Here is a 26,526-nt window from a genome sequence, read left to right on the forward strand (position 1 = left end):
GCTTCTTTGAATGGTGAATTTATCTCAAAATATACTCACCACTGATGAACAGTGTTCAATAAGATGCGTTCCCCCTGATCTGGGCCGTCTCTCAATACCGAGGCAAAAAGTCACCTATGAGCGATCGACTGACTTTAAATCGTTTTGCTAAGTTTCTTTGTGTGCCTTCTTTGTTTGGCCACGCACTTAGTATCTTCTGTCGTAAGTCAATAGAATATGCCGCTATCTCTAAATAATTTGCTTTTTTTACATTTTTCAAGTTTACCCTCTTTGTGGCGGGTTTTATCTCAAAGTGCTGTAAGTCTCGTTATTTTGTGGTGAACAGAGGCTATAAATCATAGCATCTTTTGTCGCCAATGAAACAAATTGTGCAAAAAAAAGTTTTTTGGAAAATTCGCATAATTTTTGGGAAAAAGCACTGATAGATAATTAGGGTGTAGTAGCTAAGTAAAATTAGCCCTCGCCTGTTTACCGTAAGCAGGGAAAAGACATTGGCAGTATTGACTGGTACATTGACAAATGACAATCTTATCGGCGGGCCTGAGAATGACAACATCTCAGGGCTTGAGGGCAATGACACCATTGCTGGCTTAGAGGGCAACGACACCTTGCTAGGCGGTGCAGGAAACGACAACCTCAGTGGGGATGGGGGCAATGACTCCCTCCTTGGCGGTGAGGGCGATAACACCCTGGATGGGGGTATAGGCAATGACTTTCTGAATGGAGGTTTTGGTAAAAGTAGTCTGGCTGGTGGCGATGGAGATGACTCGCTGCAAGGCGGCTTAAATTTGGATGGCGGTGCGGGCAATGACCGCCTCTTTGGTAGCTTCCAGAGCCTTGTCTTAGGTGGAGACGGCAATGACTATCTCAGTGGTAGCACCTTAGAAGGGGGTGCTGGCGATGATACCCTCGCCGGATTTAACAATGGCAATGTGTTGCGAGGTGGTGCAGGTAACGATCGCTATCTCCTGCGGGATTTTAGCCAGAATCAACTGCAAATTCAGGATACAGGTGGCATCGATCGCCTAGACTTTGTTGATGATTTTGGCATCGATATCAGTACCAGTCCTACCCAGTCCCTGTCGTTGTCATTGTCATCGGGAAATATAGGCTTGACTCGACAAGGCACTAATTTACAGATTGACATCAACAAAGATGGGATCGTCAGGACTACTGATGACATTGTAATTTCCGACTTCTTCGGTGCATCGGCGACTGTCGAAGGTGTGGGCTTTATCGAAAATGTGGGCAACCTCACTGGTGCGGCAATTCTCGCTGCTAATCTCACTGAGGCTACGGCTGCACCCGGAACCAATGCAATCACTGGTACTCCCGGTGACGATAACCTCACAGGCACTGTCGGCAATGACAACATTACACTGCTTGACGGTAATGACACCATCGCTGGCTTAGATGGCAACGATACCTTGTTTGGTGGTGCAGGAAACGACAGCCTCAGTGGAGGTGGGGGCAATGACAGCCTGCTTGGTGATGACGGCAATGACACCTTGGATGGGGGTGTCGGCAATGACTTTTTGAATGGAGGTTTCAGTGGCAAGGATAGTTTGATTGGTGGCGATGGAGATGACAAGCTCCAAGGCAGCAATGACGCCTCTTCAACTTTGGATGGTGGTGCGGGTAATGACAGTCTCCTTGCTAACTTCCCAAGCCTCCTCTTAGGGGGAGACGGCAATGACTTTCTCCGTGGTAGTCAAAGCACCTTAGAAGGCGGTGCTGGCGATGATACGCTCAATGCCGGATTTAGCTCTGTGTTGCGAGGCGGTATAGGTAACGATCGCTATCTCATGCCGGATAACGGGAAGATTCCACTTCAAATTCAGGATACAGGTGGCATCGATCGCCTAGATTTTGTTGACTTCAACGGTAATATCAGTACCAGCCCTGCCCTATCCCTGTCGTTGTCATCGGGAAATACAGGCTTGACCCGACAAGGCACTAATTTAGTGATTGACATCAATCAAGACGGGATAGTCAGGGCTGGAGAGGAGGTGGTGATTTTAGACTTCTTCGGTGCATCGGCGACTGTCGAAGGTGCTGGCTTCATCGAAACTGTGGGCAACCTCTCTGGTACTGCGATTCTCGCGGCTAATCTGACTGAGGCTACGATAGCACCCGGAACCAGTGGCATAACGGGAACAGCAGGCAACGATAACCTCACCGGCACTGCGGCTAATGACAACATCTCAGGGCTTGAGGGCAATGACACCATCAGTGGCTTAGATGGCAACGACAGCTTGCTCGGCGGCGGAGGAAACAACAGCCTCAGTGGCGGTGGCGGAAATGACAGCCTTCTTGGCGGCAATGTCGATGACACCCTGGATGGAGGTATCGGCAACGACTTTCTGGATGGAGGTTTCGCTGGCAAAGACAGTCTGGCTGGTGGCGATGGAGATGACACGCTGGTAAACGGCTTCAATTTGGATGGCGGTGCGGGTAATGACAGCCTCCTTGGCAGCTTCCAGAGCCTCGTCTTAGGAGGAGATGGCAATGACTATCTCAGTGGTAGTGAAGGTAGCACCTTGGAAGGGGGTGCTGGCGATGATACGCTCTATACCAACTTTGGCAAGGGCAGTGTGCTGCGAGGCGGTGCAGGTAGCGATCTCTATCAAATCCGACAGGATCAGGGGACAAATCAAATTTCGATTCAGGATACAGGTGGCATCGATCGCCTAGACTTTGTTGATTTTAACGGTAATGTCAGTACCAGCCCTACGCTGTCGCTGTCGTTGTCATCGGGAACTACAGGCTTGGCCCGCCAAGGCACGAGTTTAGCGATCGACATCAATAAAGATGGTGTAGTCAGGGCTACGGATGACATTGTAATTTCCGACTTCTTCGGTGCATCGGCGACTGTCGAAGGTGCTGGCTTCATCGAAACTGTCGGCAACCTCTCTGGTACGGAGATTCTCACAGCTAATTTACCAGAGGCGACTGCGGAACCCACGGCGCCAACACCCACAGCGCCAACACCCACAGCGCCAACACCCACGGCGCCAACACCCACGGCGCCAACACCCACGGCGCCGACACCCGCCGCGCCAACACCGGTTGCACTCCCACCGCTGCCACCCACACCGACACCCACACCGGTTACGACGCCCACACCGGCTACCACACCCACACCCGTTTTCACTCCCGCGCCAGCTCAGACGATCGCACTTCCGATCGCACCCACATTCACCAACCGGCCCGCACCAAGCGAATTGCCACAGATTCTCGGCACCAGCGGCAACGACGCGATCGTTGGCAGCGAAGCTAACAATATCTTGTATGGCAACCAGGGCAACGACACCGTGGGAGGCAATGGCGGCGACGACATCCTATTTGGCGGCAAAGGTGATGACGGTGTATTCGGCGATGCTGGCAACGACCTCTTGTTTGGCAACCTCGGCAACGACACCCTTGTCGGCGGCGACGGTGCAGATACCGCATTAGGTGGCAAAGCTGACGATTTGATATTTGGCGGCGCTGGTAACGATGTCCTCGCAGGCGAACTCGGCAACAATACTTTACTCGGCGACGAGGGTAGCGATACTCTGTACGGCGGTGAAAATAATGATGTGTTGTTTGGCGGTAGCGGCAACGATTTCCTCTACAGCACAAAAGGTAACGACATCTTCGTTGGTGTTGACTACACTGCTGCTAACCCAGGGCTGGGCGAAATCGATACGCTGATTGGCGCTGAAGGCAATGATACTTTCTTGCTGGGAGATGCCACCAAGTTCTATTACAACGATGGCAACGATACCGGCACTGGCGCAGGCGACTACGCTTTGATTGTCGGTTTTAACCCGAGTGAAGATATCCTCCAACTTCAAGGTGCTCCTAGCACTTACCAGTTAGGTGCTTCACCCGAGGGATTGCCTGCTGGAACCGCTATTTTCAAGAAGACTTCGGGCGCGGATGAATTGATTGCGATCGTCCAATCAGTTTCTTTCCTGGCTATTGACAGCACCTCTTTGCGCTTCGTCTAACGGCAAAGTTCGATCACCCTCGATCGATCGGCGGTTGAAACCGCTTCTTGTCATACGAAGTCCCTCTCTAAGAGACTAAGAAATTTAAGTTAGATTAAGTCCTGCCTTTGGTGCAGGACTTTTTTTGTGCGGTGGATGGGCGATCGGCGATCGCCCAAAATTGATTGTCAAAATGCTATACTAGACCCCTTGCAAAAATAATTAGGACGGGCAAGATGCCCATCCCACAAGAAAAAATAAATCTTGTGGGACGGGCATCTTGCCCGTCCCATCAATTGATGAAAAGGATTTTTGCAAGAGGTCTACTCAAAACCCGAAAATAGTTGTACAATGTTTTTCTAGTAGTTTTTTACCGATCGGCCTCCCAGGTGAAAGCAGGTGAAAACAGGTAAAAAACCCTAAGCGCGGGCGTAATTCAGTGGTAGAATGTCAGCTTCCCATGCTGAACGTCGTGGGTTCGAGTCCCACCGTCCGCTTGCGTCTATAAGAACCTCAAACCAACGATAAATCAACGGTTTGAGGTTTTTTATTGCTGATTTTTGGGGTTTTCAAGGGGTCTAGTTGACTAGAAATTGACTACGATTTGACTAGAAAACGACCAAACTGAGTATCGTTTGAATAGAAATTGAATAGAAATATTCACTTTCTATTCAATTTCCCCCCAATTGCTACTACCCGCAGTCGGCAAGTCAAGACGCCCTGACCACTCATCGGCCCAACAATCTTAAAATTACCTCCACGTCTTCCCGTTCGGCCCTCGTCTTTTTGCGCTGCGCTCTTAACTGGTTGAGCAAGTCGGCCGACTCTGGAAATTCTGCGACGGTCGGAGCCGAGTTTTTAATTTCCTCCCGATCGCGCCGCACTTCCTTGAGCTCTTGCTCCAGCATCTGCACCTTCAGTCCCAAATCGCCGTTGCGCTCGTGTAACTGATTGAGTTCTGCATCCCATTCTGCAAGTTGCTTGTTGGCCGCTTTCAATTCCTGCCTGAGTGATTCATCGTTGCCGTCACTCAGGCACTCAATTTTCCCAAGCGTTCTTCAATCCCTGCTAATTTAGCTGCTAGCAGTGTGTCTAGCTTTTTGTCTAGCAAACTGTCTAGCACTGGCTCAATGTCCGAAATTTCGGACACTTGTGTTTGAGGTTGGATTGGCGGCGCTGATACTGCCTGGTTAGCCGCTTGCTCTAAAGTTCGCACTACCCAAGCGTTGACGCTCAAACCCTCTGCTGCTGCGATATCTTTAATGGTTTCGAGCAAGTCACGGCGGCCGTCCAATCTCAAGTTAAGCTGGCATCTGTCTGTCATGTCTAGTACCTGTCTAGCTGTTGTCTAGTTAGATACTAGCACCTGTCTAGCAGTGTGTCTAGTGGTTGTCTAGTTAGATGCTAGTATCTGTAACTTGCCAATTTTCAAAATCCTAGCTTTGACCGTTATCAAGTCATAACTTCATCAAGTCAGAAGGTTCAAATTCACCTTGCCGAACGTTCCTGACAGGCTTATCGAACCTGACCAAGTAGCTAGTGCCAGCACGGCTGTAGATATTGTCCACAACCTCACCTCGTGCACCTTGATAGAGGCCGCCGACATCCTTGACCACAACCCGATCGCCTATTTCAAAAGTTCTGGGCTTCTTGGCAGAGGTTGCCGTAGGTTTAGCGGTTTCTGTAGTACAGCTCATCATTGAGGACTGAGAGGTTTTAGGAGAAGGCGTAAAAACATCCACATCCTCCACATTAGAGTTAAAACCTTTGCCTAAAGAGGATTCAAGGGTGTGGATGTTATCCTCCACATTGCCTCCACGTTCATCCACATTGACATCTGAAACTTGGTGTTTTTGACCGCTAGATGTGGAGGATGTGGATACAGTGTGGAGCCTATCCTCTACATCTGCAATCCTTGCCCCGTATGAGTTTTGGCTTAATGTGGAGGATGTGGATGTTTCGCAGAGAGAAAAACGAATACTACGTCCTTCTTGTGTAACCTCTCCATACTTCATGGTCGTCAGTTCTCCGAACCAATCTCGAACTGTCTGAGGGGTTGGGCGATACTTTGAGTCAAAAGTTAGCAACACATCTCGTGCTGTTACCGTGCCCCCCTTGCGTTCTGCCAGCGAGATAATTTTTGCGAGATTACTTTCAAGTGCATCGGGACTGGAAACCTCAATATTTATGCTCAAAGCTTGCTGAGTTGTGTACTCAACCCACTTGATAGCGGCCGCGATTTGACTGGCAGGAATCTTAGAGGAAACCTCAATCCCCATGTGTGCAGCGTGGATACAGTGCAGGATGGTTGCGACGCGGCCAACTTTCTCAGCGGCCTTACCTAACATCGCCCGCATCCCTTGTTTGGGATGATTCAGTCGGAGTCGCTGGCAGTGGTTGTAGTAGTCCACAAACAACTTTCGGGCTTCCTCATCTAGCTCGAATTGCATCATCGGGATAGCATCCACCCTTTCGTAGAGCGCTTGCAGCATTGGGTTGATGTCAATCTTTGACACCCCTAAAGTTATCTGAGTTAACGCTGGTGGCTGTTGTACAAAGTCAAATCGGGCAAAGGTTCCGTTATCGTCACTGCCATCCCCCAAAAAAGGTTCTAAGACTTTGGGCTGGATGTTTCCATAAATAGAAAGGGAGACAGCTCCGACGTTGACGGTAGTGCCGGCTGCACGTGCCACTACAGCACCGTTACCGCTCCAACATTCCAGCAAGTCCTCTTTGTCACTTCCCTTGCCACTGCGGTACTGGTTGGCTGATTTGAAAAATCCTGCAAGCTCATCGCACAGCCACAGTATCCCTTGAATGGGATTTCGGCTTACCATCCCTGCTATCCCCTCCCATGTGGCTTTAGTGATGTAGGGGATTGTCTCTACAGGGGCATCAGGCGCGGGGCCCTTGTCCTCATCCTTGCTGTTTTTCCATTGTTCGAGCTCCTCTTTGTAGGCTTTTTCTTGGGCATTGAACTTCTCCTGGTTCTTTTGCCGCATTGCTGCCAGCGGGTCTGTAATCATGGCGTTCAGCACCGGAGTCTTCATCTGGCTTGACTCAGCTATAAGAGCTCCGAAATAGCCAAAAGTCCGACACCGATACCTGTTCCATTCCTCCACAAGCATCGTGCTACTGCCATTCTTCAAGAATCTTGAGACGCCAGAAATCAGTGCCAGCGCGTAGCACTCAGGTTTGAGATTCATGCGTCGCGCTACTTCTTCGATCGGAGCGGCCAGAGATTCAGGGAAGATTTCTGAGAGTTTGACGCTGGCAGACTTGGAGGCCAGTAGTTGTTCAATTCCGATTCTCGTGTCTTCCTTGTTGGCTTCTTGCTCGGACTCTTGTTCAAGCTCGCGGTAAATTTTCCAGACATCGGCAGAGTTGAGACGGTATTTTTGGGCGAGCTCGGAGATTTTAAGCTGTAGCTGAGATTTCTTGAGGTCGGACTCTAGCAGTTCTTCAATCTCTCCCCCTAGCTCGGAGATGTGGGGAACTTGAAATGGTTCAGGACGGACAACTTTTGCTGTTGCCCGCGGGGGAGTTGCGAAAACTTTCTTCTCTCCGATCGCCGCTTTGATGTCCTCTGCTGTTATTTGATGTTGGTCGATCCAGTCAGCCAGGTCTAGCCCTTTACTTTTGGGCAAGTTTTCCCAAGCTTTAGAGTTTGGGTAGGGATAAAGCCAGAGGGCGTCGGGGAATTCCTGATGCAATAGCTCAGCGTGTTTGATTCCCGGTTCATCGCGATCGGGAACAATTACAACCTTTGCACCTTGTAAATCTCGGGTGTCGGAGTCCCGCCACTTGCTAGAGCCACCAATATTGCAGGTAGCGGCAAAACCTAACCCCCACATTATGTCAGCACAACTTTCGCCCTCGACAATGAAAATAAGTTCATTATTCGCGATCGCCTTTCTGACCTCTGCGTAGCGGTAAACAGGGATATTCTCACGAGGTACCTCTTTAGTCCCTACTACCCAGCCAATCTGCCGGGAAGCTTTGCACTTGCCCCAATGTTCTTGATGCCAGTCAGCCTCACCTTTACCATTTTTGCCACCTTTCCCGTCATCAAAACGCACGACACGCGCCAAGGGTGAACCGTCGCGGGCGAGATATTCCCAGTAACGAGTCTGGCGGGGACGGATTGCTTTTTTCTCTTGAGGGCGGGCATAGAAAATTTTGCCGTCCTTGTCTGCTTTCGAGGTTGCCTCCCACCCATCAGCGGGCGGTTGGTCGCGGTTACAGACTGACAACTCACCTATGGAGTAGCACCAGTCAGGCTTGCCACAGTGCGGGCAAGGGTTAGATTTTGAAACTTTGACAAGATTGCCACGGGCACTTGAAGTTTGCCCGCCATTCGAGTTAATATTGTCGTACATGAATTTTTCTCGCGCCAAGCGAGGTTGATTACCAAAAGCCGTTGCAGCAGGTTCCAATTGTCAGCAGCGGTTTTTTGGCATTTACAGGTTTTAGAAAAATTAAAACAGGTGGAACCGCCCCGCTAGTTGATTACGGGTGCGATAACGCTATCGGTAAGGCTGACACCGATTAAGCCATTGCAGAATTTAGCGAGACACCACAAAGGTTTTAGTAGTTGAGCTTGGCTTTCTAAGTAGTCTGCTAGACCAACCTGCTTAAACTCTGCAAGGGATTGGGGTATTAATTCGCCGTACAACACAAAACCGCCACACCGATGATGACGCCGATACCAGCGACACCAATATCGCCAGGATCTGCGCTCTTCTATTTTTTCGCGTGGCGTTAGTGGTCGGTTGTCCATGTGAAATATTTTAGGCGATGGATGGGATTGAGAGCACGGATTTTAATTGAACGCATTGTGCAGGAACCTTATAAGGTTCCATTTTCATTAAGCGCGTTTATTGACTGCGTTTTATTAGATTTCTCTAAGTTACACACCTATAGGTGTCGCATTTTATTAAGCACGCAAGAATGAGGGTTTTGAGCAATTTTTAATTGAACTCATTAAATTACAAACCTATAGGGTTCGCCATTCTCTATACACGGAGAATATAGGCGTTAGGACTGCATTTTATTAGAAACGGTTGAGCTAGAACCCTATACCCTTCTGTTTTTTATTAAGCAAGGTAAATACGGGTATGGGGATTGTTAGCACATCATCTCCCCCGATTTAAGAGGCATAATTGCCGTAAAATCTAGAACGCGCTGTGTGCATGGATTTGAGTGTATACGCAAAATCCTGACCTATAGGTAGCAGCTTTTATTCCTGTGTACCGATTTTCGGTGTCTGATTGTGCTATACCTCACCATCAACGATGCGATGATATTCAGCCTCAGCATCCTTGTATTTTTGGCTTCCTCCTTTGTTGATACCCCACACTTCAAGTATTGTTTTGGCCTTTCCCCAGCCCTTAGCTTTGAGTTCTAAAACCCGTTCAGCTTTATCGTTCTCTGAACGTTCAGAGTCGATTTTTGCTAGTTGGTTTGATTGTTCGTTTGCCGAACGTTCATCATCTCCGTCTTCATCATAAGTCAGTGCCAGAGCGCGTTCCAGACGCTCAACAGGATTTAGGATTGCTTCGGCTTCTTGCTGACGCTGTTGCTGAGAAATATAAACTGATGTGCTGATTTCATCCTCTGTATCTGCCTTAATTGCCCTCGCTTTCAATACTTCAATCTCATTTTCCTCTGCCAACTTGCGGGCGATGTTGCCAGCGGAAATTGCACAGGCAATTGCAGCACACAAGCTGACACCTTGCAGTGCTTTGTGAGTGTCTAGCGTTTTGTCTAGTGCTGCGAGGGGAGTCAGCCACAGCACGACAGAGGACGCACTCAATACAAACAGTTTTAGCTGCATAGAAACACCCCCAAACCAATCAGCAGCATCGCCAGACCGCCAATTAAAGCTGCCTGTAAGTCAGTCACTGAAATCTTGAGTAACTTACTCAGGGAATAGTCAAGCAACCAACTCAACCCCCAAGCAATCGCAATTCCTGCTAACAAGAATAAAACGGCTTTCATTGCCATCGGATGCAGACTCGCTATCCACCCCAAAAGGGAGAAAGCGACGCATCCGGCAAGAAAGTAATTTGCCAGATACATCGCTTTCATTTAGTTAGTCCCTCCCGTCAACTTGGCTTTAATCGCATCAATCCGAGTGCGGGCATCACTGTCAGCTTTATCAATCCCTAAACCCAGTCGCGCATAACCGGGACGCAAGCTGTGCAAGTGCTTAGCTAGTCGAGTGTCTGAGCGTTTTTTACCCAGTTCATTATCAGCCACAACCCCCTCATATTTGCGGTGATGGCGGTGAACTTTAGCATCGGCTTCTTCAACTTTTGCCAGTGCTTCATAAGCGCGCTTAGACTGCTTTGCACCGTCTGTTTTCTCCTTTGCTAAATCCTTCATTGCGTCCGCTTCTTCCTTAGTAAAGTAGCGCGGTGCTGGCACAACTGGAACACTACGGATACTGGAAAAGTTACCAGGATTTAGCGGGGTGATGACACTTGCGTCAGTGCTTGCCAGAACTTTTGATTTGTCAATAGCGTGTCCGCCGTCGTTGCTGGCAGTCATTTTTCCAGCATCAGAATTGCCGCCGAATAGGCGTAGTTGTAAGCTCATAATTTTGTCCCGATTTGAATGTTGATGCGAACTGGGGATGGGAATAAATTCAAGGGATTGATTTGTCGCCACATAGACATTGCCAGCACAAATACCCCCGCCGATGCGAGTACAAGTGCGATGAGTTGTCCAAGGTCAACCCAGTCTAAAAAGCTAGTGGAAGTCTGGCGGGTGAAACCACACACAGGGAACGAACCGTCGTTAGTCCAATCTAGTATGTCTAGTGTGTTGTCTAGCACCCTATCTAGTGTGCCTACAGTGTCACTGTCTACAGTGTCTACAGCTTGCGGGTTAAGCAGTTCAGGCGTGGTGTCTACAGTGTCTAGCGGTAGGTCTAGCACTGTGTCTACAGTGTCTACAGTCGCTGTGTCAAGCAGTTCAGGCACTGCGTCTACACTTCCTAGAACTGTGTCTAGTGGTATGTCTAGCACTGCGTCTACACTGTCTACAGTCGCTGTGTCAAGCAGTTCGCCGTCAACGAGGTACAGTTCTAGCAGTGCTTCCCACGTAGCAGTCCTAGACAACTTCCCGAACTGCTTGGCATCCTCATTGGTGAAACCACGGTCAAAGGCGATCGCCTTTAATTGGTCAATGCGACGGTAGCTGACGGTAGGTTTAGTCATGGCAAAACCCCGTCAACTCAATCATTAAGAGTTGCGATCGTCCGTTAGGACAATCGGCTGAAAATGGCATAATTTATAGGCTCCAAACGTTGAGATTGAACGGTTTGGGGAAGTCGTGACTTGTTAAGCAGTTCCAAGTGCTTAGCAGTCGCGCAACAATCTTCCTTAGTTACTCACGATTGCAGACTTCCACTTCCTTGTCAACACAGGGAGTGTAAAGTTTTATGTCCCAAAAGTTGCCCCTAGAATCAACATCCTAACAGTATCAAAGCGGGCGTAAATGCTCCAAAATCTTGCCATCTAAATAGACAGAATTAATCACTTTCTCAGACGTATCACACCATTTAGCAACAACAGCACTCGGTACACCCTTGCCAACTTGTTCGCTGATAAAAGTATCCCGGCAAGAGTAAGGGGTAGTCGTTTTGTGATGTCCTTCACAGGCACGAGTTTTCTCGGTTATTGGGTCAACCAACTTGTGCCAAGTTCTTATAGTAAAATTGCTGTAATTAATCGCCCCGCCCTTTTTAGGTGAGGGAAAAACCAGACTGTTTTTGTCCGTCAAATTTTCAGGCTCAAGCTTTCTTAAAAACTCGCTTAACTCCTGATTACAAGGGAACCTACGACGCTTGTTGTTTTTACTACCATCAACCCTAGTTTCTATCCCGCCCGGATGCTGCACACTGCCGTTAAACACAATGTGAGAAAAGTCGGAGGCAATATCGCGCCACCTCAAGCCAACAGCCTCAGAGGGACGGCATCCAGTCATAAACCAAAACTGCACCAAAGGGTAATAGTAGCAAAGCTTCTGCCCTCCATAGCCTCTGCCGTTCCAATTCCCTTTGTGGTTCTTAAAAGCTTCTAATACCAATGCCTTTTCTTCGGGACTAAAAGCGTTAGGTTCAGGGTCACTTTGCCAGTTGTGTTTTGGCAAGTCGGCTGCCATTCCGTTAAAAGGGGAAGCGGACAACCTGGTAATAATTTTGAATTTAATCCCCCATTCAACGGCTGCATTCACGTAAGTCAAGACTCGCTTAGTCATGCTGTTAGTAGTATCACCTAGCAGCCACGCGCGTATTTGCAAAGCATCATCCTCGGACAAACTTTGGTAGGGGCAGCGGTCAATATAAGCCTGAATGCTCGTTACTAAATAGTGAAAAGTTGTGGGCTTGACAGCAGGTTTTTTGAACTCTAAATATCTCTCAAATAATTTACTTAGAGTCAGTTCCGGTTTAGGCTTGATTGTCTCAACAACAGTCAAGTGAGTCTGTGACTTGTACTTCTTGAGTGTTGGGTCAAACCGTTCAAACTTGATGTCAGATTCAATCACCCGTGCTTTAGCTTCTGCTAGCTCTCGGTTTTCATCGGTGTCAGCCAAATTGAGATATAGGAATTTTTGCTTACCTCCACAAAGATGCCTCGGCATCTGCAAGCGCAACCTCCCCTTGTCAGTCCCAACAACAACAGAACCCTTGGAAGCTTTTCCACTAAATTCCAAAATTTTGGTCATGCTTTACTACCCAAACTAGACCCCTCAATTTTACTCAACTGACTAGAGAATGACTAGAAAAACCACCAATGAGAATAAGAGTTTTGCTCTAAACCTTGTCAGATAAAGCTTGTGACCATTTGTGCCTACCGCTTCCCATGCTGAACGTCGTGGGTTCGAGTCCCACCGTCCGCTTGCGCGAACAGTATTTAAAACCCTTGAGGAATCAAGGGTTTTGGCGTTTCTAGGGCTTGTTCTCTGTGGTTGCACAGGATGTTTTGGAGACAAACACAGAGTTTTTGGAGACAAACACAGGGCTGTTTGGAGACAATTTGGAGACAAAATTGGAGACAATCAAGTGCCTAGACTTGCCAATATGTCCAAGACTGCTTCCATATCAGCCAAGTCTGCCCTCGACTTTTTACGCCGCGCTTTTAACTTATTGAGCAAGTCTGCCGGCTCTGGAAAATCGGGAAAATTTTTCCTGGCTGCATCATTTTTTGATTTTTGTCTCAGGTCGGAGAGTTCCCCCTCAACTTCTTCCCGATCGGGGCGTTCTACTTCGAGTTGCGATCGGAGTGTTTTCACATCCTCTCTCAATTTAGGAATGAAAATTTAATAACTTTAGCGTCTGCTAAATAGTCGGAACTGCACGATACAGCACTTCCGGATGTTATGAGGTACAATAGAATCGACTAAAAATAATATACAAATGAAAGCATACTCAGTAGATTTGCGATCCTTTCATAGTAGCAGCCCATTTAGAACAGAAGCTGTCGATCAGAAAAACAGCAGAAATATTTGCCTGCAGTAAAAGCTTAGTTCAAAAACTTGTCAACCAACAAAAAATCGAGGGAAATTTACAGCCCTTACCCAGGGGTAAACCCAGATTCAGTCATTTGAATAATGGGTCACAACAATTAAGAGAAATAGTGGCAGCACATCCCCATGCAACCTTGGTAGAATTGTGTGAGTTATTCGCCCAAAAGACAGGAAATTGGGTAGGCAGAACAGCAAGGTGTAGTGCCTTACAGAAGTTGGGATTAAATCGTAAAAAAAAACAGTCAGGAGTAGCCAAGCAGGCACAGAAAGAGTCATGAAGTTAAGGTTAGAGTATTGGGAAAAAGTCAAGTATATCGAGCCCAAAAATCTATTTTTTTTAGATGAGACGGGAGTATTACGCTTGTTTAACCCGAACTCATGCTTCCAACGAGGGACGAGAGCCTAAGCGGTCAAACCTTTTTATCGAGGTAAGAAAGTCACAGTAATTGGTGCACTTAGTCTCACGCAAGTAGTGGCATTAATGACCCTAGACAACTCGATGGATAGCCAAGCATTTGAGGTGTTTACCCTTGAAATGTTTAGTGCCAGAATTGTGGTCGGGAGCAGTAGTAGTGATGGATAACTTACCAGCGCATAAAGTAGATTCAATTAAGCCCGTAGATTGAAGCGGTGGGTGCTTCCATCTTGTGTTTGTCCCCATACTCTCCTGATTTTAATCCAATACGGTTCAGTTAAGGGCTATGCAGTGCTTAAAACAATAAATACAGGAGGATTCATTATGATTCCAGTACCTCTGTGTTTAACTTGTTTAGACCGAAATTTGGAAACAGGCTTTTTCACGACTCTTGGGTTGTTTGTCGCTCACTATTTCCGGTATATTTTGATCGAGAATCTCCAAAGTCAACCAACTCAAAAAAAGGGAAGTTCTTGTTGTTGTAACCGCTGAAATTTTGGCAGCCCGCGACGAACAACTCGTAATGTTCCAGTAAAAGAAAGAAGCAAGGGTGAAATGCTTGCGTTGCTTGCCGCTTGAAAAATTAATGACCTTAAAGCTCTTCGGTCCTAGTAGTAACCCATATATTTCTTGTACCACCTCAAGAGGCTTTTGAGAACGAAGATGAGTTTTTCGTCCTAATAAATGTACTTTCAGTTCATCAATCGTATTCTCAACTTCCCAACGTTGATGATATTCACAGGCAAGTAACTGGGCCCGAAAGTTTTCCGCGTCCAACAAGCTGGTAATTAAACGATATCTAATTTGTGCTTCTGGGCGGTCATCATTCTCAATTGTGTACTCAATTACTCTTACCTGTATTGGCTGAAATCCTTTTTTTCTTAATTTCCCCGATGGATAAATCCAACTCAAATATGAACCGTCATCTAATTGTGTTTCGTTTAAGAATTTAACTTTGGATGGAATTTGCCCCAAATACTCACAACCTTTACTGACTGTAGCTTCTACCATCGCATAAGAATGTAAGCCTCTATCCCACATCAACAGCATTCCCGGCGTTACTGATCTCCATAACTTTAACGCTCTTACTCTTTCTCCCATTTTATATGGACACATTAAGGCATCAAATATTAAATGTGTTCCTGCCTCTACTAAAATAACTAATCTCGATGCAAGGAAACGCTGCTCTTGTACCTGGACGGCTTCCTGGACGACCAAAAACTCTGGCATTTTCATCACCCAGAGAGGAGATATAAGCAGGTTCCGTCTATCACTACGACTCTGAGTTCGTTGATAAAAGCTCCTACTGTTTCAACTGTAGCCCTTGGTCGTACTAATGAATGAAACAACTGTCTCATCACGCCTGCTGCTAATCTTTGTCTGGCTTGAGTAATTGCCGATTTACATGGAAATCGGCAATATTTACCAATTTTTATCCACCCTTCATTAAGACCATCAAGCAAATTTTTTAGTACATCCCGCATTGCATCTTTCGACCACAGACTCATGGCGATTACCAGACACACTACCAGTTGTGCTGGTAGGGCGCGATGACGTTTCTCTTCAACCTTGGTTTTAGTAATCGCCTGTTCGATTGCAGTGGCTGGAATCGCCATTTCTATTGCTTTGAATATCTCCGTACTTGGGATTTTGAGAGATACTAATGAGAATTCTTTGAGATGCACGCTAACTTGCTCTCCCTTTTTGCATACAATACCTAATTTACCACAGTTTAAGCCTTAACTGAACCGTATTGGATTTTAATCCAATTGAATTATGGTGGTCGCAACTCAAATCTTTATTGATCCAGTTTTCACCAAGCAGCACTAAAATGGTTGACACGATAATTGCTGTGGCTCTTGACTTAATTAATCCGAAACATCTTAAAAACTGGTTTACTAATTGCTGCTACTGTACCTCATAACATCCGCAAGTGCTGTATGCTGCTAGTTCTCAACAAAAAAAACACCCCCGTAGGGGTGCTGTTGCTTACCAGGTAATTTTTCTAGCTAACTGACTTAACTAAACCCTTCCTCATCAGCCGGGTCGCCGTAGGGATCTTCGCTGGCCGGGATCACATTGCCGAACATTCCAGCATCCGCTACGTAGTCTGCGGGGTCGCCGTAGGGGTCTTGGCTGGCCGGGGTCAGGTTGCCGAACTGTCCGTAGTCGGTACCGGCGTAGTCAGCGGGGTCGCCGTAGGGGTCTTGGCTGGCCGGGGTCAGGTTGCCGTACTGTCCGTACTCAGCCGGGTCGCCGTAGGGGTCTTGGCTGGCTGGAGTCACGTTGCCGTACTGTCCGTACTCAGCCGGGTCGCCGTAGGGGTCTTGGCTGGCTGGAGTCACGTTGCCGAACTGTCCGGGATTTGAGGCATCTTCGTAATAGCCGTCAGGATCGAGTTGCTCGCTGTCTGGCCCGACGATCGCATCTTTTAACTTCCGCAAAAATCCGTCTACCATGATAAAGTTCCTCTTTTTTATGTGCTGAAAAACGACTGTTTTAGATTGGGAATCCCAGATTTAATTGAAAGTCACGGAACCTGCAATCTAAAATCTCAAATGCTTAGACTACTGTGCGGGAACAGGACTTGTAGCTTCCGGCAAGGTAGTAAGGTCTCGACCGGTATTTTGGTTGTTGTACCCCTGGAATTCGCGGTAACGCGCTGCCTCGGACTCCGGAACTTTTATTCCTTCAGGCGGGGGCGTTACCCAGACCGCGCGATTCTGGGCATCGCGGTAGTACACCCGACCGTTTTTGGAAAGGTAATGTTTTCCCTGCGGCCCCTTTTCTTGTTTATTTTTGTGCTGATTGTAGATGTAGTAAAGGGCCGCTGCTCCTGCTAAAGTAATCCCTACTTTTTGAGCATTGCTCAGTCCTTTTTTGGCTTGTGGGGAAGGAGTAGAGGCGCGATTAGTTTGCACTCCTCCAGCGCGAGTGTTGTCAACAGGAGGCGGGGGAGCGGAATTTTGCTGGCTAGAACCGCAAGCACTCACAAAGGGAAAGGTCAGCAGCGTTGTCAGCAGCAGAGCCATGAAGCGCGATCTTTGGGGTTCGGGTTTGATTGTGTTCATTGCCGCTCCGAATTGTCGGGATTATAGGTAGGGTGTGTTCTGGCGAGGTTGAGGAACCTGAGCTGCTGCTAACAGTTTTTAGAGTAAATTAATTTCTCAAAGCAATTTTGACAAAAGTAGTTGCTGAGAATTTATCAACAGCGCAGGTACGGTATTGCGTTTCTATTTAATCATGCTGTAATCTCTCGATGATTTACTCATTCCAGGGATATAAATAAAGTTTCTTTGATTTCAGTCCGCAGGTATATGCAAATGCGCGGCTTCGGGTAACAATATATTCCGTTTGTGGACGGCTCAAAGCAAAGTGAAGCAGACGGAGGGGGCGAGTCCGAAACTCCAAGCAGCACTGGCGTGGGAAAGGAGGCGGGATTTAGATTAGAAGGAAGAAGGAAGAATGCCCTTCGAGTTCGCGATCGGGTAAAAAGCAGGAAGAAGCAATAATAGCCAGGGTTTAAGCAATTAATATCAATTCCGGTGGCATCGGAATGATTTAACCGCAGAGGACGCAGAGAACGCAGAGGGAGAGAACAGAGAAATGAATAATTCCGATGAATGGCGGATTTGATATAAGAACATCCTAACCGTCTTGGCGGTTGCTATATAATTCCGGCGGTATTTAATTGGGTTGAACTCAGCGCGAAGCCATCTAAACTTTATGTTAACAGAATCGGGTATATTGGACAAGAATTAGTGACTACATCCACAACATTTAATTATACTTTACCCTGCCGGAGACTCCAACCAAAAATCACCACGATCGAACCGTTTGTTGACGTAAAACATCCCAAAATTGAGCGGTGAAACATTATTAATTAATTGATATTATTACCATCTCAATTTGTGCTGTGATTGGCGGTGCTGATCCAGGGGTGGATATCGAAAGTTACGCGCGCCGCTCAATACGAATGGTTAAAGAAAATTTTAGAATTGCCGAAGGCCATACCCTCACCTGACACAATTGCACGAGTATTTTCTCGCCTCAACCCGGAGCAATTTCACAAATGTTTTTTGAGTAGAATTAAATCTATTAGTTGCTTCAATCCCGGAGAAGTAATCGCAATTGATGCCCAAACTCTTCGCCATTCTTACGAGCGGGAATGAGAGCAAAAAGCCATTCATAGGGTCAGTGCTTGGGCGACCCGTCAAAGATTAGTTTTAGGACAAGTTAAGGTTGATAAAAAATAAGATAAAAATCACCGCTATTCCGGCTTTACTCAAAGTATTAGAATTAAAGGGAAGCATTGTCATTATTGATGGCCGGGGATGTCAGAGGTCAATTGTGAAGTCAATTGTCGAACAATAAAGAAATTGTGGAATCACCTTAAAAAAGAACAAAGCCTCCCTGTCTGTTCGAGTAGAATAGTTGTTTAAGCAAGCAATTAGACAAGGCTTTTCTGGATTTACACATACAACTCATTCGACAACTAAAGAGAGTAATCACGGTCGCTCATAAATTCGACATTACAACCATGTTAAGTGACATCTAAGAGCCGATCTATCCGACAATCAATGGTACAAACTTCACACTATAGGCTTGATAGAATCCGTGAGAAGGGTGAAGGGAAAAACAACTATTGAAACTGGTTATTACATTAGTAGTTTACCAAATGAGGCTCTCTCATCTTGGTGAATCAGTGCGTAGCCCTTGGGGAATTGAAAATTCTTTACATTGGGTATTAGATGTGGGTTTTCGGGAAGATGATTGTCGGATTATAAAAGATAATGCTCCGCAAAAGTTGGCTATGATTAGACACATCTCGATCAATCGGTTGAAGCCAGAAAAAACCTCAAAAACCGGAGCCAAAAATAAGCGACTTCGAGCCGGGTGGGATGATGAATATTTGACTAAGCTCCTCGCTGTTACAGTTAACTAAATTCTTATAAATAAGTCATTAGTAACTCTTATACAACCTGTAAACAGTGGTTGTAATATTTTTATTGTCTCAAAATTAGCACAAGCGTAAAAACTACCATTAATCAGTTCCTATTTTCTTACAAAAGTCATTACAAAGTGTATCTGTAGCTTCTAAGAATGGTGAATTTATCTCAAACTATACTCACCACTGATGAACAGTGTTCAATAAGATGCGTTCCCCCGGGGTGCACCCACACGCTCTAGATATTGTAATCTTTGCAAAATCGATAAGTCCTTGCCGTCGGTCTCCAGCCATCGATTTCGCCCCTTCAGGAGCCATTTGCCTATTGATATCTAAACTTCGGGCAATTTCACTATGGTTTTGGCTATCAGATTCCATGAGAATTATTCTCGCTCGTCAGGCAATCTGTTGTGGCGTGTTGTGTCTGTCGCTCAACTGTTGAACTTGAGTCCGCTCGTCATCGCTTAAATTTAATGTTTTAGGAGTTAACTTAGGCACACCGTGATTCCTTGATACGTTCGCCGAAACGGTTTTTAAGCCGACTATTTATTTTCCCACGAATAGGGTCTGTTTATTTCCGCCGTGCTCTACTAGAGCATCGACTCGAACGGGCTATAACCTCCGTAAGTAAAGAAAAATTACTGCTATTATACTGGATTGCCACCAAAAAACTCAAAACAAGAGAAGAATTAGCCACGATGCACCGCTCCAGACGAATCAACAATATATCGTTGGTTAAGAGCTTACAAACAAGGTGGAATAACCTCATTACTCACAGTTAAAAAAGCTCCCGGGAAAAGTCCACATATACCACCCTCCGTGAGAGAAAAATTAATCAAAAAACTGCCAGAACCACAGGGGGAAACAAGTTATGGTCAATTACAGATATGGCTAGAAAAAGAATGCGGAATCCCAGTGAGCTATAAAGTCGTACATGACCTCGTTCATTATAAATTAAAATCTTACCTCAAAGTCCCAAAACCCAAAGCAATAAGATGAACGAAGTTGCACAGACAACTTTCAAAAAAAAACTGTGGGAGACGCTCAAAGCAATGATTAAATTTTTTTAAATAAGACAGCCTGTAAGGATATGGTGTCAGAACGCGAGTAGATTTGGATTGATTACTCTGCAGGCAGGATGATTACATTGAAGGGGATAAAAGCCGTCGGCAAAAAGCCATATAATCGAGGCACATTCTATGTTTAGGAAGTTGTAGATCCATCCCCGGGTGAACAATTTTATCAAGAAGTTTCTCAGATAGATCACAACTGCTTTCAAGATTTTTTCAAGGGACTTGCTCAAAACTACTCAGACTATTTCAATCTAATTATCATGGATAAGGGTAGCTTTCATAAAGCTCTGTTATTAGATTGGCATGACCAGGTAATGCCAATATATTTACCTACCTATAGTCCTGAAGTGAATCCGAGTGAAATCTTGTGGCAACCTACAAAAAAAGACCTCAATTGGGAAAACTATTCGAGTTTAGATAAACTCAAAGAACAGGTAAATATAATTATCAAATCTCTCACGAAGGAAGAAGTTTTATCTCTCTGTGGTTGGGACTATATCCTTGAAGCGATATTAAGTGCAGGTTCATAAGCTGCTACGCATTTAAATTGAATCCAGAGACGAGCTCTCCTGCCCGTTCCACAATAATTGTAGAAAAATTGACTGTCAAATTAGGTGTACAACAGCTTAGTGAATTGGTATTATATGAAGGCGATTTGAACGACGCCCAATTTGAGGCAAAATTTGACAAAATCCTCTCCATAGGCGTTTTTTGTCATGTAGGTAATTTAACGCAAGCTTGCCCAAAGCTCGCCTGTTTCCTCACAGATAACGGCAAAGTTTTCATTCACATCATCACAGTTCGCACTCCCAACAATATATCCAGCGTTTTCACCCACAAATACATTTTTCCCCACGGTCGTTACTGGAAATACGATGTTCCAGCCACAACAAAGACCTCAAAACCATAAAAAACTGGTATCTCAACGGATATAATTACTCCACAACCTTTGCTAACTGGCTGAAAAACTTTGAGGATTCTCAGGCAATAGTTAAAGATTTAGACTACGGCATCGACTATGCCAAATTTCGGCGAAGCTGGCGGTTTTATCTGATTTGGTTTGTGGCTAATTTCGCGAGTTGCGACGGCCAATATAACGGCAACGGTCAATATTTAATGGTTCGTGCCTAACCGCTAATCAAGACCCAGCTCACAAAACCGAACACCCCGAACCCCGAATTCTCAAAGCAGTCGGGGTTCTTGAGTGCGAGCTACTTATCGGGAGAAGGAAAGGTTTCAACCTAGATTTAGGGCGATCGAAAAGTGTTGCCTTCTTTGGAGGAATTTTTCTGATTTTAAAAAAAGTCCCGAATCAGATTATCGATCGGTGAATAAGACCTATATCAAGCGTGAGCCTGCACAATACTTTTTAAATTCCCTCCTCGATCGGTAGTGATGATCTCCGCTCTTTTACTACCACAAAAGGGTTGATTTATACAATGGTAGACACTATGAGACCTTCTCTTCCTCAAGACGATCCGAACCAAGAACAGCGCCGCAATTCCTTGAATCGCCAGCAACAAGCTTATCAGTTTGACTATGAGAGTTTATCACCTTTGGCATTATTGAAAGATGTGCCTGCCGTCGAAAATTTTTCGAGCAAGTATCTTGCAGAACGGATATTAGCAACATCGGAACTTCCGGCAAATATGCTGGCCGCCGATTCGAGAACTTTTCTCGATCCTCTCGACGAACTCCAAGACTATGAAGACTTTTTTACTTGGCTGCCGCTACCTGGAGTTGCCAAAATTTACCAAACCGATCGCTCTTTTGCAGAACAGCGCCTGTCTGGAGCAAATCCGATGGTGCTTCGCCTGTTAGATGCCAGCGATCCTCGGGCACAAACACTGGCACAAATTTCCGGTTTTCACCCGTTATTCGATCTGCAGCAAGAGTTGCAGCAAAAAAACATTTACGTTGCCGATTACACAGGTACTGACCAACACTATCGCGCCCCTGCTCTCGTTGGAGGCGGAAGCTATGAAAAAGGCAGAAAATTCTTGCCGAAACCGCGAGCTTTTTTCGCTTGGCGGTGGACGGGAATTCGCGATCGCGGTGAAATGACACCGATCGCCATTCAACTAGATCCCACGCCAGATAGCCATGTCTACACCCCATTCGATCCTCCTGTCGATTGGCTGTTTGCGAAACTCTGCGTGCAAGTAGCAGATGCCAATCACCATGAAATGAGCTCGCATTTAGGTCGAACTCATCTGGTGATGGAACCAATTGCGATCGTCACCGCCCGACAGTTGGCTAAAAATCACCCGCTTAGCCTGCTGCTGAAACCGCACTTTCGCTTTATGTTGACCAACAACGATCTGGCACGTTCTCGATTGATCAATCCCGGCGGGCCCGTCGATGAATTGCTAGGTGGCACCTTGGCTGAGACAATAGAAATAGCTAGAGAGGCTTGCAGTACGTGGAGTCTCGATGAATTTGCGTTGCCCGCTGAACTGAAAAATCGGGGCATGGATGACACAAATCAACTGCCTCACTATCCTTACCGAGATGATGGATTGCTGCTGTGGAATGCGATCGAAACCTTTGTATCGGGCTATCTTAAATTCTTTTACCCGACGAATCAGGCGATCGCCCAAGATGTGGAACTGCAAACCTGGGCTCAAGAATTAGCGTCTGATAACGGCGGTAAAGTCAAAGGAATGCCAGACCACATCGACACAGTTGAACAATTAATTGCAATTGTCACAACTGTAATTTTTACCTGTGGCCCGCAGCATTCAGCAGTCAATTTTCCCCAGTATGAATACATGAGTTTTGCAGCTAATATGCCTTTGGCCGCCTACCGGGACATTCCTAGGATTACCGCTTCGGGTAATCTAGAAGTGATTACGGAAAAGGACATTTTACGGTTGCTTCCTCCCTACAAACGAGCGGCCAATCAACTGCAAATTCTGTTTATTTTGTCAGCTTATCGATATGACCGTTTGGGTTATTACGATAAATCTTTCCGAGAACTCTACCGGATGAGCTTCGACGAAGTTTTTGCGGGAACCCCGATCCAACTTTTAGCCAGACAGTTCCAGCAAAATTTGAATATGGCAGAACAGAAGATTGATGCCAACAATCACAAACGAGTAATCCCTTATTTTGCTCTCAAGCCTTCGTTGGTCCTAAATAGCATCAGTATATAGGAGTTTATTTTTGGGGTTGGGCGTCTCGCCAACCCCTACTCCCAAAAATAAAATTCATTGTTTGTGGAACAGGCCGGAAAGCCTGTTCTTAAGCATGGTTAAAGATGTGTCTCCAATGCGAATTCTCAGTTTTTATACTCTTCAACAATCGAGCAATTTACAGACATTGTTCCAGAGGAATCAGTGAAGGTAACTTCATCTTGATAATGCCGGGGTGTTTCCACCAGAAACCGCCAAGCGTCGCCAGCATCGATTAAATTCATGCGATCGGGATAGTGAGTTTGCAACAACTCTTGCACCATCGGATAATAGTCTGAGTTGATGCTGGGGAAAATATGATGCTCTGTGTGGTAAGAGAAATTCAAGTGCAGCAGGTCAAATATTTTAGGAACCCGCACAGAAGCACTGTTGATCAGCGGGTCATTAATGGCGGTCATCCGGCAACCCATGTGGTTGGTATAGATGTAAAACATTGCGCCTGCATGACCAATTGCGATCGGCAAAAAGTAGGCGAGGGCGATTTTGAGGGGATGAAAATTTAGGTAGAATAAAATGCTCGCATGAATGCCTAAAATTCCCAGACATTCAAATGCGATTCTCAATCTATCTTTAGGACTAACTGTAAAGGCAGCCGGTACGTAATCAACAGATTTATCGTTAAATAACAGTACCGAGGTGAGATTGCGGAAATTATGCACTAACCACGAACCGGCCATCCCTACAATTAACCACACCGGATTGACTTCCACCGAGGGTACAAACAGATTTTGAATCCATTTTCCCCAAGTATCTGGTTGCTGGTACAGATAGTTGCGATCGGGGTCTGCCAAAGAATTCGTGTTATTGTGATGTACGAGATTGTGCAGATTTTTCCACTGTGTAGGTGGCATAAACAGCATACTTAGTCCCAAAAAGGCGATCGGATAAGTAAGGCGAGACTTTTTCTGAACGCTGCCGTGCATCAAATCGTGGGAGCTAAATAGCAAAACTATGATACTATTACCCATCATGACGGCTAAAGGTAAGTAAAGCCATAAAAGGTAGACAGGCCAGCGATCGAGATTATCAGCAATTCCCCATCCTAACAATAATATCCCGATATTTATCAGCAGTATCCCTAACTTGCTGGAATTCGCTTCAAAGGCCTCTGATGGCAGCAGCGGACGCAATTTTTTAACATATACCGAGTGGTGAATTAGCGTTTCTTTGCCTAAAGTCGGCGTTGCGGTATTGTCTAGAGTATTGAGTGATTTTTCGGATTTCATGTGATCGCTAAGAGGATTTTGATGTGACTTAATAAGTTTCTAAATTTAATTAGATCCCGTACCAGATTTTAGATTGAACCCACACATAAATCCGGCGGCTTATTGTTGTCAGGATGCGGAGATTTTATCGGTCTCCACTGCGGCTATCCGGGAGCTTGCGATCAAATTGCTTGAGATCGAGGCGGCCTGATTGTTCTACCATGATATTATTGTATCCTATAAAAATATTTTTGGAACAACTCTTAAAGGCTTACGCATCGATAATAGTCTCCCAATTTTGAGGTTGGTTTAATCCCAATAACCAATCACAAATAACCTATAAAATTAAAAAAGTCCGTTTCCCTGAACAATTTCTTTAATTGTCGTCAGCGTATCTAACCCGATCAATCCCCGGCGATAACCTTTTTGGTTGGACATTCCCAAAAATATCGCATCTCCCCGATTTTGATAGCGCCAAAACCGAGGTGAGGCATTAATAAAAGTTGAGGCGCTGTTAACATCCAGAGCAAATTGGCGACTTTCTAAGTAAGATTCAGTGGCAATGCAGTCAGCGTGGCCGCTGCTGTAGCGGTTGATCCAGCCGATCGCAATCTCTAAACTATCGACAACTTTAAACGCTATGGTTTTGTTTAAATACGGTTGAGTCCACTCGTATGGTTCCGCCAGCTTCAACTCTGGGAAATCTGCAACAAGATCCGCATCGCCGCTAATTTGAAAGCCTTTTTCTTTTAAACTGTTCCACAGCCTGACTAAGGAAGAAGGCTTTTGGTTGCGATCGATCAGCACTTTCTCGATCGCATTAACAGGATCGGGCACGCTTTGATGGCTGTCCAAAATCATCCACCTTGCCATCTCCAAACTACCAGTCGGCGACCAATAAAGGTAACAATTTCCCATTGCCGACCTCAAAACTGGTGCTGTGCACAGCCTAACCACCTGCTGCACCAAACTTGGTCTACCGTAGGGAATAATTAAATTGAGATATTGGTCTTGAGTGACCAATTCTCTGATCGAAGCGCCCCGATCCGGCGGCAGTACCTGCAAACATCCCGATGGCAAACCGACCTCATCGATCGCCGAAACCAAAGCTTCTCCAATTACTGTATTAGTTTGCCAGCTTTCGCTGCCGCCTTTGAGAATCAAACTGTTAGCGCTTTTGAGAGACAAACCCGCGGCGATCGCCCCCAACTCTGGAAACGCCTCGTAAATTAGAGCGATCGCCCCCAGTGGTAGCGACTGACAGTAAACCTGACACCGATCGACCTGATAAGAAGCATTGATCACCCTGCCGATCGGATCTGGCATTTCCCCCAACCGTTCCAGAATTTGCACAGTTGTCTTGATCCGTTCCGGCGTCAGCTTCAGCCACTCCACAATCAACTCGGGAATCGCCATGTCCCGACTCGCTTCTAGATCCAGAGTATTTGCTTCTAAAATGTCATTTTGTCGGCGTTTCAGCGAGCCCGCCATCGCCTGCAAAGCTGCCGCGCGATCGGCACTCTTTGTCGCCGCCAACTCCAAAGAAGCTTGATAAGCGCGACGCGCGACATTTGCGGCATCTGATGAATGGGTAAAATCCTCTATTATCATCTAGCTAACGCCTGTAAGCGAGCCATACCATCAGCGCCGGCAGCATTGCTAGCAGCACGGCGACCATTGCCCACAGAATAATATTCGGGCCCGGCGAGTGTAGCGCCAAGGGCAACCAAATCACTAGCGGCACCAATATCATACCCAAAGCCAGTGGCAAATAATGGGCCTTCAAACCCGGATGCGCTCTGTTCCACTGGTGGCCCGTCCACCGCCAAGCCTGCTTGTAAGGATAGTTCGTTGATAGTTGCTCGATCACGTCTCCACTTTCGTCCAATACAAATATTTGTTGACAGCGGTTGCAGCCAAAGGCTTCTGTCAACGTTATGGGAACTAGACGACCCCGCCGTCGGCAAGGACAGGGGTACTCATCGTTTAAGTCAATCTTTGGAGCTTTTTGAGATGGCACTAGCGATCGGATAAAAAAAGCGTTTTTGCAAAAATAATCGTTAACATATCCACTTAATCAAACTTGTCAATTCCGCCCTAGCGAGGCTTTCAACTGCCTGTTCCGAGATCTCGCCCGATCGGCAATTTTGACTTGCAAGTTCTGCATTCAATCTTACCACTAA

19 protein-coding genes, 1 tRNA gene and 3 pseudogenes are annotated in these 26,526 nt (G+C 46.2%); 7 read left to right on the top strand and 16 right to left on the bottom strand.

Annotated elements, in window-relative coordinates; genetic code table 11:
* The first annotated feature begins 491 nt into the window (after positions 1-491).
* The gene (locus tag QUB16_RS24065) at positions 492-3,995 is read left to right on the top strand and encodes a calcium-binding protein (RefSeq protein WP_333320024.1); all 3,504 of its coding nucleotides are present in this window, start codon (positions 492-494) and stop codon (positions 3,993-3,995) included.
* Positions 3,996-4,399: 404 nt separating this feature from the next.
* Positions 4,400-4,471, top strand: a tRNA-Gly gene (locus tag QUB16_RS24070).
* Positions 4,472-4,702: 231 nt separating this feature from the next.
* Here QUB16_RS24070 and QUB16_RS24075 read toward each other — a convergent pair.
* The 13 genes and pseudogenes from QUB16_RS24075 to QUB16_RS24140 all read right to left on the bottom strand — a co-directional run bounded on the left by QUB16_RS24075 (position 4,703) and on the right by QUB16_RS24140 (position 16,994).
* Positions 4,703-4,972 (bottom strand): flagellar alpha dynein, encoded by a 270-nt coding sequence (locus QUB16_RS24075; protein WP_333320026.1) that lies wholly within the window; start codon positions 4,970-4,972, stop codon positions 4,703-4,705.
* A 32-nt stretch (positions 4,973-5,004) separates the two neighbouring features.
* Entirely contained in the window at positions 5,005-5,298 is a 294-nt protein-coding gene (locus QUB16_RS24080; RefSeq protein ID WP_333320028.1) for a hypothetical protein, read from the bottom strand.
* A 133-nt stretch (positions 5,299-5,431) separates the two neighbouring features.
* Positions 5,432-8,353 (bottom strand): DUF3987 domain-containing protein, encoded by a 2,922-nt coding sequence (locus QUB16_RS24085; RefSeq protein ID WP_333320030.1) that lies wholly within the window; start codon positions 8,351-8,353, stop codon positions 5,432-5,434.
* Positions 8,354-8,475: 122 nt separating this feature from the next.
* Positions 8,476-8,754 carry a hypothetical protein gene (locus QUB16_RS24090; protein ID WP_333320032.1) on the bottom strand — a complete coding sequence of 93 codons (279 nt, stop codon included), beginning with the start codon at positions 8,752-8,754 and terminating at the stop codon, positions 8,476-8,478.
* Between the two features lie 495 nt (positions 8,755-9,249).
* Entirely contained in the window at positions 9,250-9,810 is a 561-nt protein-coding gene (locus tag QUB16_RS24095; RefSeq protein ID WP_333320034.1) for a hypothetical protein, read from the bottom strand.
* Positions 9,801-10,064, bottom strand: a complete 264-nt coding sequence (locus QUB16_RS24100; RefSeq protein WP_333320035.1) for a hypothetical protein — start codon at positions 10,062-10,064, stop codon at positions 9,801-9,803. The genes QUB16_RS24095 and QUB16_RS24100 overlap by 10 nt, the downstream gene beginning before the upstream one ends.
* Entirely contained in the window at positions 10,065-10,574 is a 510-nt protein-coding gene (locus QUB16_RS24105) for a hypothetical protein (RefSeq protein ID WP_333320037.1), read from the bottom strand.
* Entirely contained in the window at positions 10,571-11,197 is a 627-nt protein-coding gene (locus tag QUB16_RS24110; protein ID WP_333320039.1) for a hypothetical protein, read from the bottom strand. Before QUB16_RS24110 ends, QUB16_RS24105 begins: the two co-directional genes overlap by 4 nt.
* 265 nt (positions 11,198-11,462) lie before the next feature.
* Positions 11,463-12,707, bottom strand: a complete 1,245-nt coding sequence (locus QUB16_RS24115; protein ID WP_333320040.1) for a tyrosine-type recombinase/integrase — start codon at positions 12,705-12,707, stop codon at positions 11,463-11,465.
* A gap of 333 nt (positions 12,708-13,040) precedes the next feature.
* Entirely contained in the window at positions 13,041-13,274 is a 234-nt protein-coding gene (locus QUB16_RS24120; RefSeq protein ID WP_333320042.1) for a hypothetical protein, read from the bottom strand.
* A 1,104-nt stretch (positions 13,275-14,378) separates the two neighbouring features.
* Positions 14,379-15,539, bottom strand: a pseudogene (locus QUB16_RS24130) (IS4 family transposase).
* A gap of 402 nt (positions 15,540-15,941) precedes the next feature.
* Positions 15,942-16,382, bottom strand: coding sequence for a translation initiation factor (locus tag QUB16_RS24135; protein ID WP_333320044.1), 441 nt, complete (start codon positions 16,380-16,382; stop codon positions 15,942-15,944).
* A 108-nt stretch (positions 16,383-16,490) separates the two neighbouring features.
* Positions 16,491-16,994: a hypothetical protein gene (locus tag QUB16_RS24140; protein WP_333320046.1), complete on the bottom strand. Its 504-nt coding sequence runs from the start codon at positions 16,992-16,994 to the stop codon at positions 16,491-16,493.
* A gap of 690 nt (positions 16,995-17,684) precedes the next feature.
* Here QUB16_RS24140 and QUB16_RS24145 point away from each other — a divergent pair.
* The 5 genes and pseudogenes from QUB16_RS24145 to QUB16_RS24160 all read left to right on the top strand — a co-directional run bounded on the left by QUB16_RS24145 (position 17,685) and on the right by QUB16_RS24160 (position 23,099).
* Positions 17,685-18,868: pseudogene (locus QUB16_RS24145) on the top strand (ISAs1 family transposase).
* Positions 18,869-19,594: 726 nt separating this feature from the next.
* Complete coding sequence (locus tag QUB16_RS33695; RefSeq protein WP_445251160.1) at positions 19,595-19,870, top strand: helix-turn-helix domain-containing protein; 276 nt, start codon at positions 19,595-19,597, stop codon at positions 19,868-19,870.
* A gap of 238 nt (positions 19,871-20,108) precedes the next feature.
* Positions 20,109-20,474 (top strand): annotated as a pseudogene (locus tag QUB16_RS24150) (transposase); the annotation flags it as partial.
* Between the two features lie 68 nt (positions 20,475-20,542).
* Positions 20,543-20,854: a class I SAM-dependent methyltransferase gene (locus tag QUB16_RS24155; protein WP_333320048.1), complete on the top strand. Its 312-nt coding sequence runs from the start codon at positions 20,543-20,545 to the stop codon at positions 20,852-20,854.
* A 529-nt stretch (positions 20,855-21,383) separates the two neighbouring features.
* Positions 21,384-23,099 carry a lipoxygenase family protein gene (locus tag QUB16_RS24160; protein WP_333320049.1) on the top strand — a complete coding sequence of 572 codons (1,716 nt, stop codon included), beginning with the start codon at positions 21,384-21,386 and terminating at the stop codon, positions 23,097-23,099.
* 125 nt (positions 23,100-23,224) lie between these two features.
* Here QUB16_RS24160 and QUB16_RS24165 read toward each other — a convergent pair whose 3' ends face one another.
* From QUB16_RS24165 to QUB16_RS24175, 3 genes are all read right to left on the bottom strand, one after another.
* Positions 23,225-24,364, bottom strand: a complete 1,140-nt coding sequence (locus QUB16_RS24165; protein ID WP_333320051.1) for a fatty acid desaturase — start codon at positions 24,362-24,364, stop codon at positions 23,225-23,227.
* 324 nt (positions 24,365-24,688) lie between these two features.
* Entirely contained in the window at positions 24,689-25,954 is a 1,266-nt protein-coding gene (locus tag QUB16_RS24170; RefSeq protein ID WP_333320053.1) for a glutamate-5-semialdehyde dehydrogenase, read from the bottom strand.
* Between the two features lie 4 nt (positions 25,955-25,958).
* Positions 25,959-26,363, bottom strand: a complete 405-nt coding sequence (locus tag QUB16_RS24175) for a hypothetical protein (RefSeq protein ID WP_333056560.1) — start codon at positions 26,361-26,363, stop codon at positions 25,959-25,961.
* Positions 26,364-26,526 lie beyond the last annotated feature (163 nt).

The organism is Microcoleus sp. D3_18a_C4 (assembly GCF_036702415.1).
Taxonomy (GTDB): Bacteria; Cyanobacteriota; Cyanobacteriia; order Cyanobacteriales; family Microcoleaceae; genus Microcoleus.

Coding starts and splice junctions, on each gene's coding strand:
- QUB16_RS24105 (WP_333320037.1), bottom strand. CDS start 10,574: ATGAGCTTACAACTACGCCTATTCGGCGGCAATTCTGATGCTGGAAAA.
- QUB16_RS24135 (WP_333320044.1), bottom strand. CDS start 16,382: ATGGTAGACGGATTTTTGCGGAAGTTAAAAGATGCGATCGTCGGGCCA.
- QUB16_RS24100 (WP_333320035.1), bottom strand. CDS start 10,064: ATGAAAGCGATGTATCTGGCAAATTACTTTCTTGCCGGATGCGTCGCT.
- QUB16_RS24080 (WP_333320028.1), bottom strand. CDS start 5,298: ATGACAGACAGATGCCAGCTTAACTTGAGATTGGACGGCCGCCGTGAC.
- QUB16_RS24085 (WP_333320030.1), bottom strand. CDS start 8,353: ATGTACGACAATATTAACTCGAATGGCGGGCAAACTTCAAGTGCCCGT.
- QUB16_RS24110 (WP_333320039.1), bottom strand. CDS start 11,197: ATGACTAAACCTACCGTCAGCTACCGTCGCATTGACCAATTAAAGGCG.
- QUB16_RS24090 (WP_333320032.1), bottom strand. CDS start 8,754: ATGGACAACCGACCACTAACGCCACGCGAAAAAATAGAAGAGCGCAGA.
- QUB16_RS24095 (WP_333320034.1), bottom strand. CDS start 9,810: ATGCAGCTAAAACTGTTTGTATTGAGTGCGTCCTCTGTCGTGCTGTGG.
- QUB16_RS24115 (WP_333320040.1), bottom strand. CDS start 12,707: ATGACCAAAATTTTGGAATTTAGTGGAAAAGCTTCCAAGGGTTCTGTT.
- QUB16_RS24165 (WP_333320051.1), bottom strand. CDS start 24,364: ATGAAATCCGAAAAATCACTCAATACTCTAGACAATACCGCAACGCCG.
- QUB16_RS24140 (WP_333320046.1), bottom strand. CDS start 16,994: ATGAACACAATCAAACCCGAACCCCAAAGATCGCGCTTCATGGCTCTG.
- QUB16_RS24160 (WP_333320049.1), top strand. CDS start 21,384: ATGGTAGACACTATGAGACCTTCTCTTCCTCAAGACGATCCGAACCAA.
- QUB16_RS24170 (WP_333320053.1), bottom strand. CDS start 25,954: ATGATAATAGAGGATTTTACCCATTCATCAGATGCCGCAAATGTCGCG.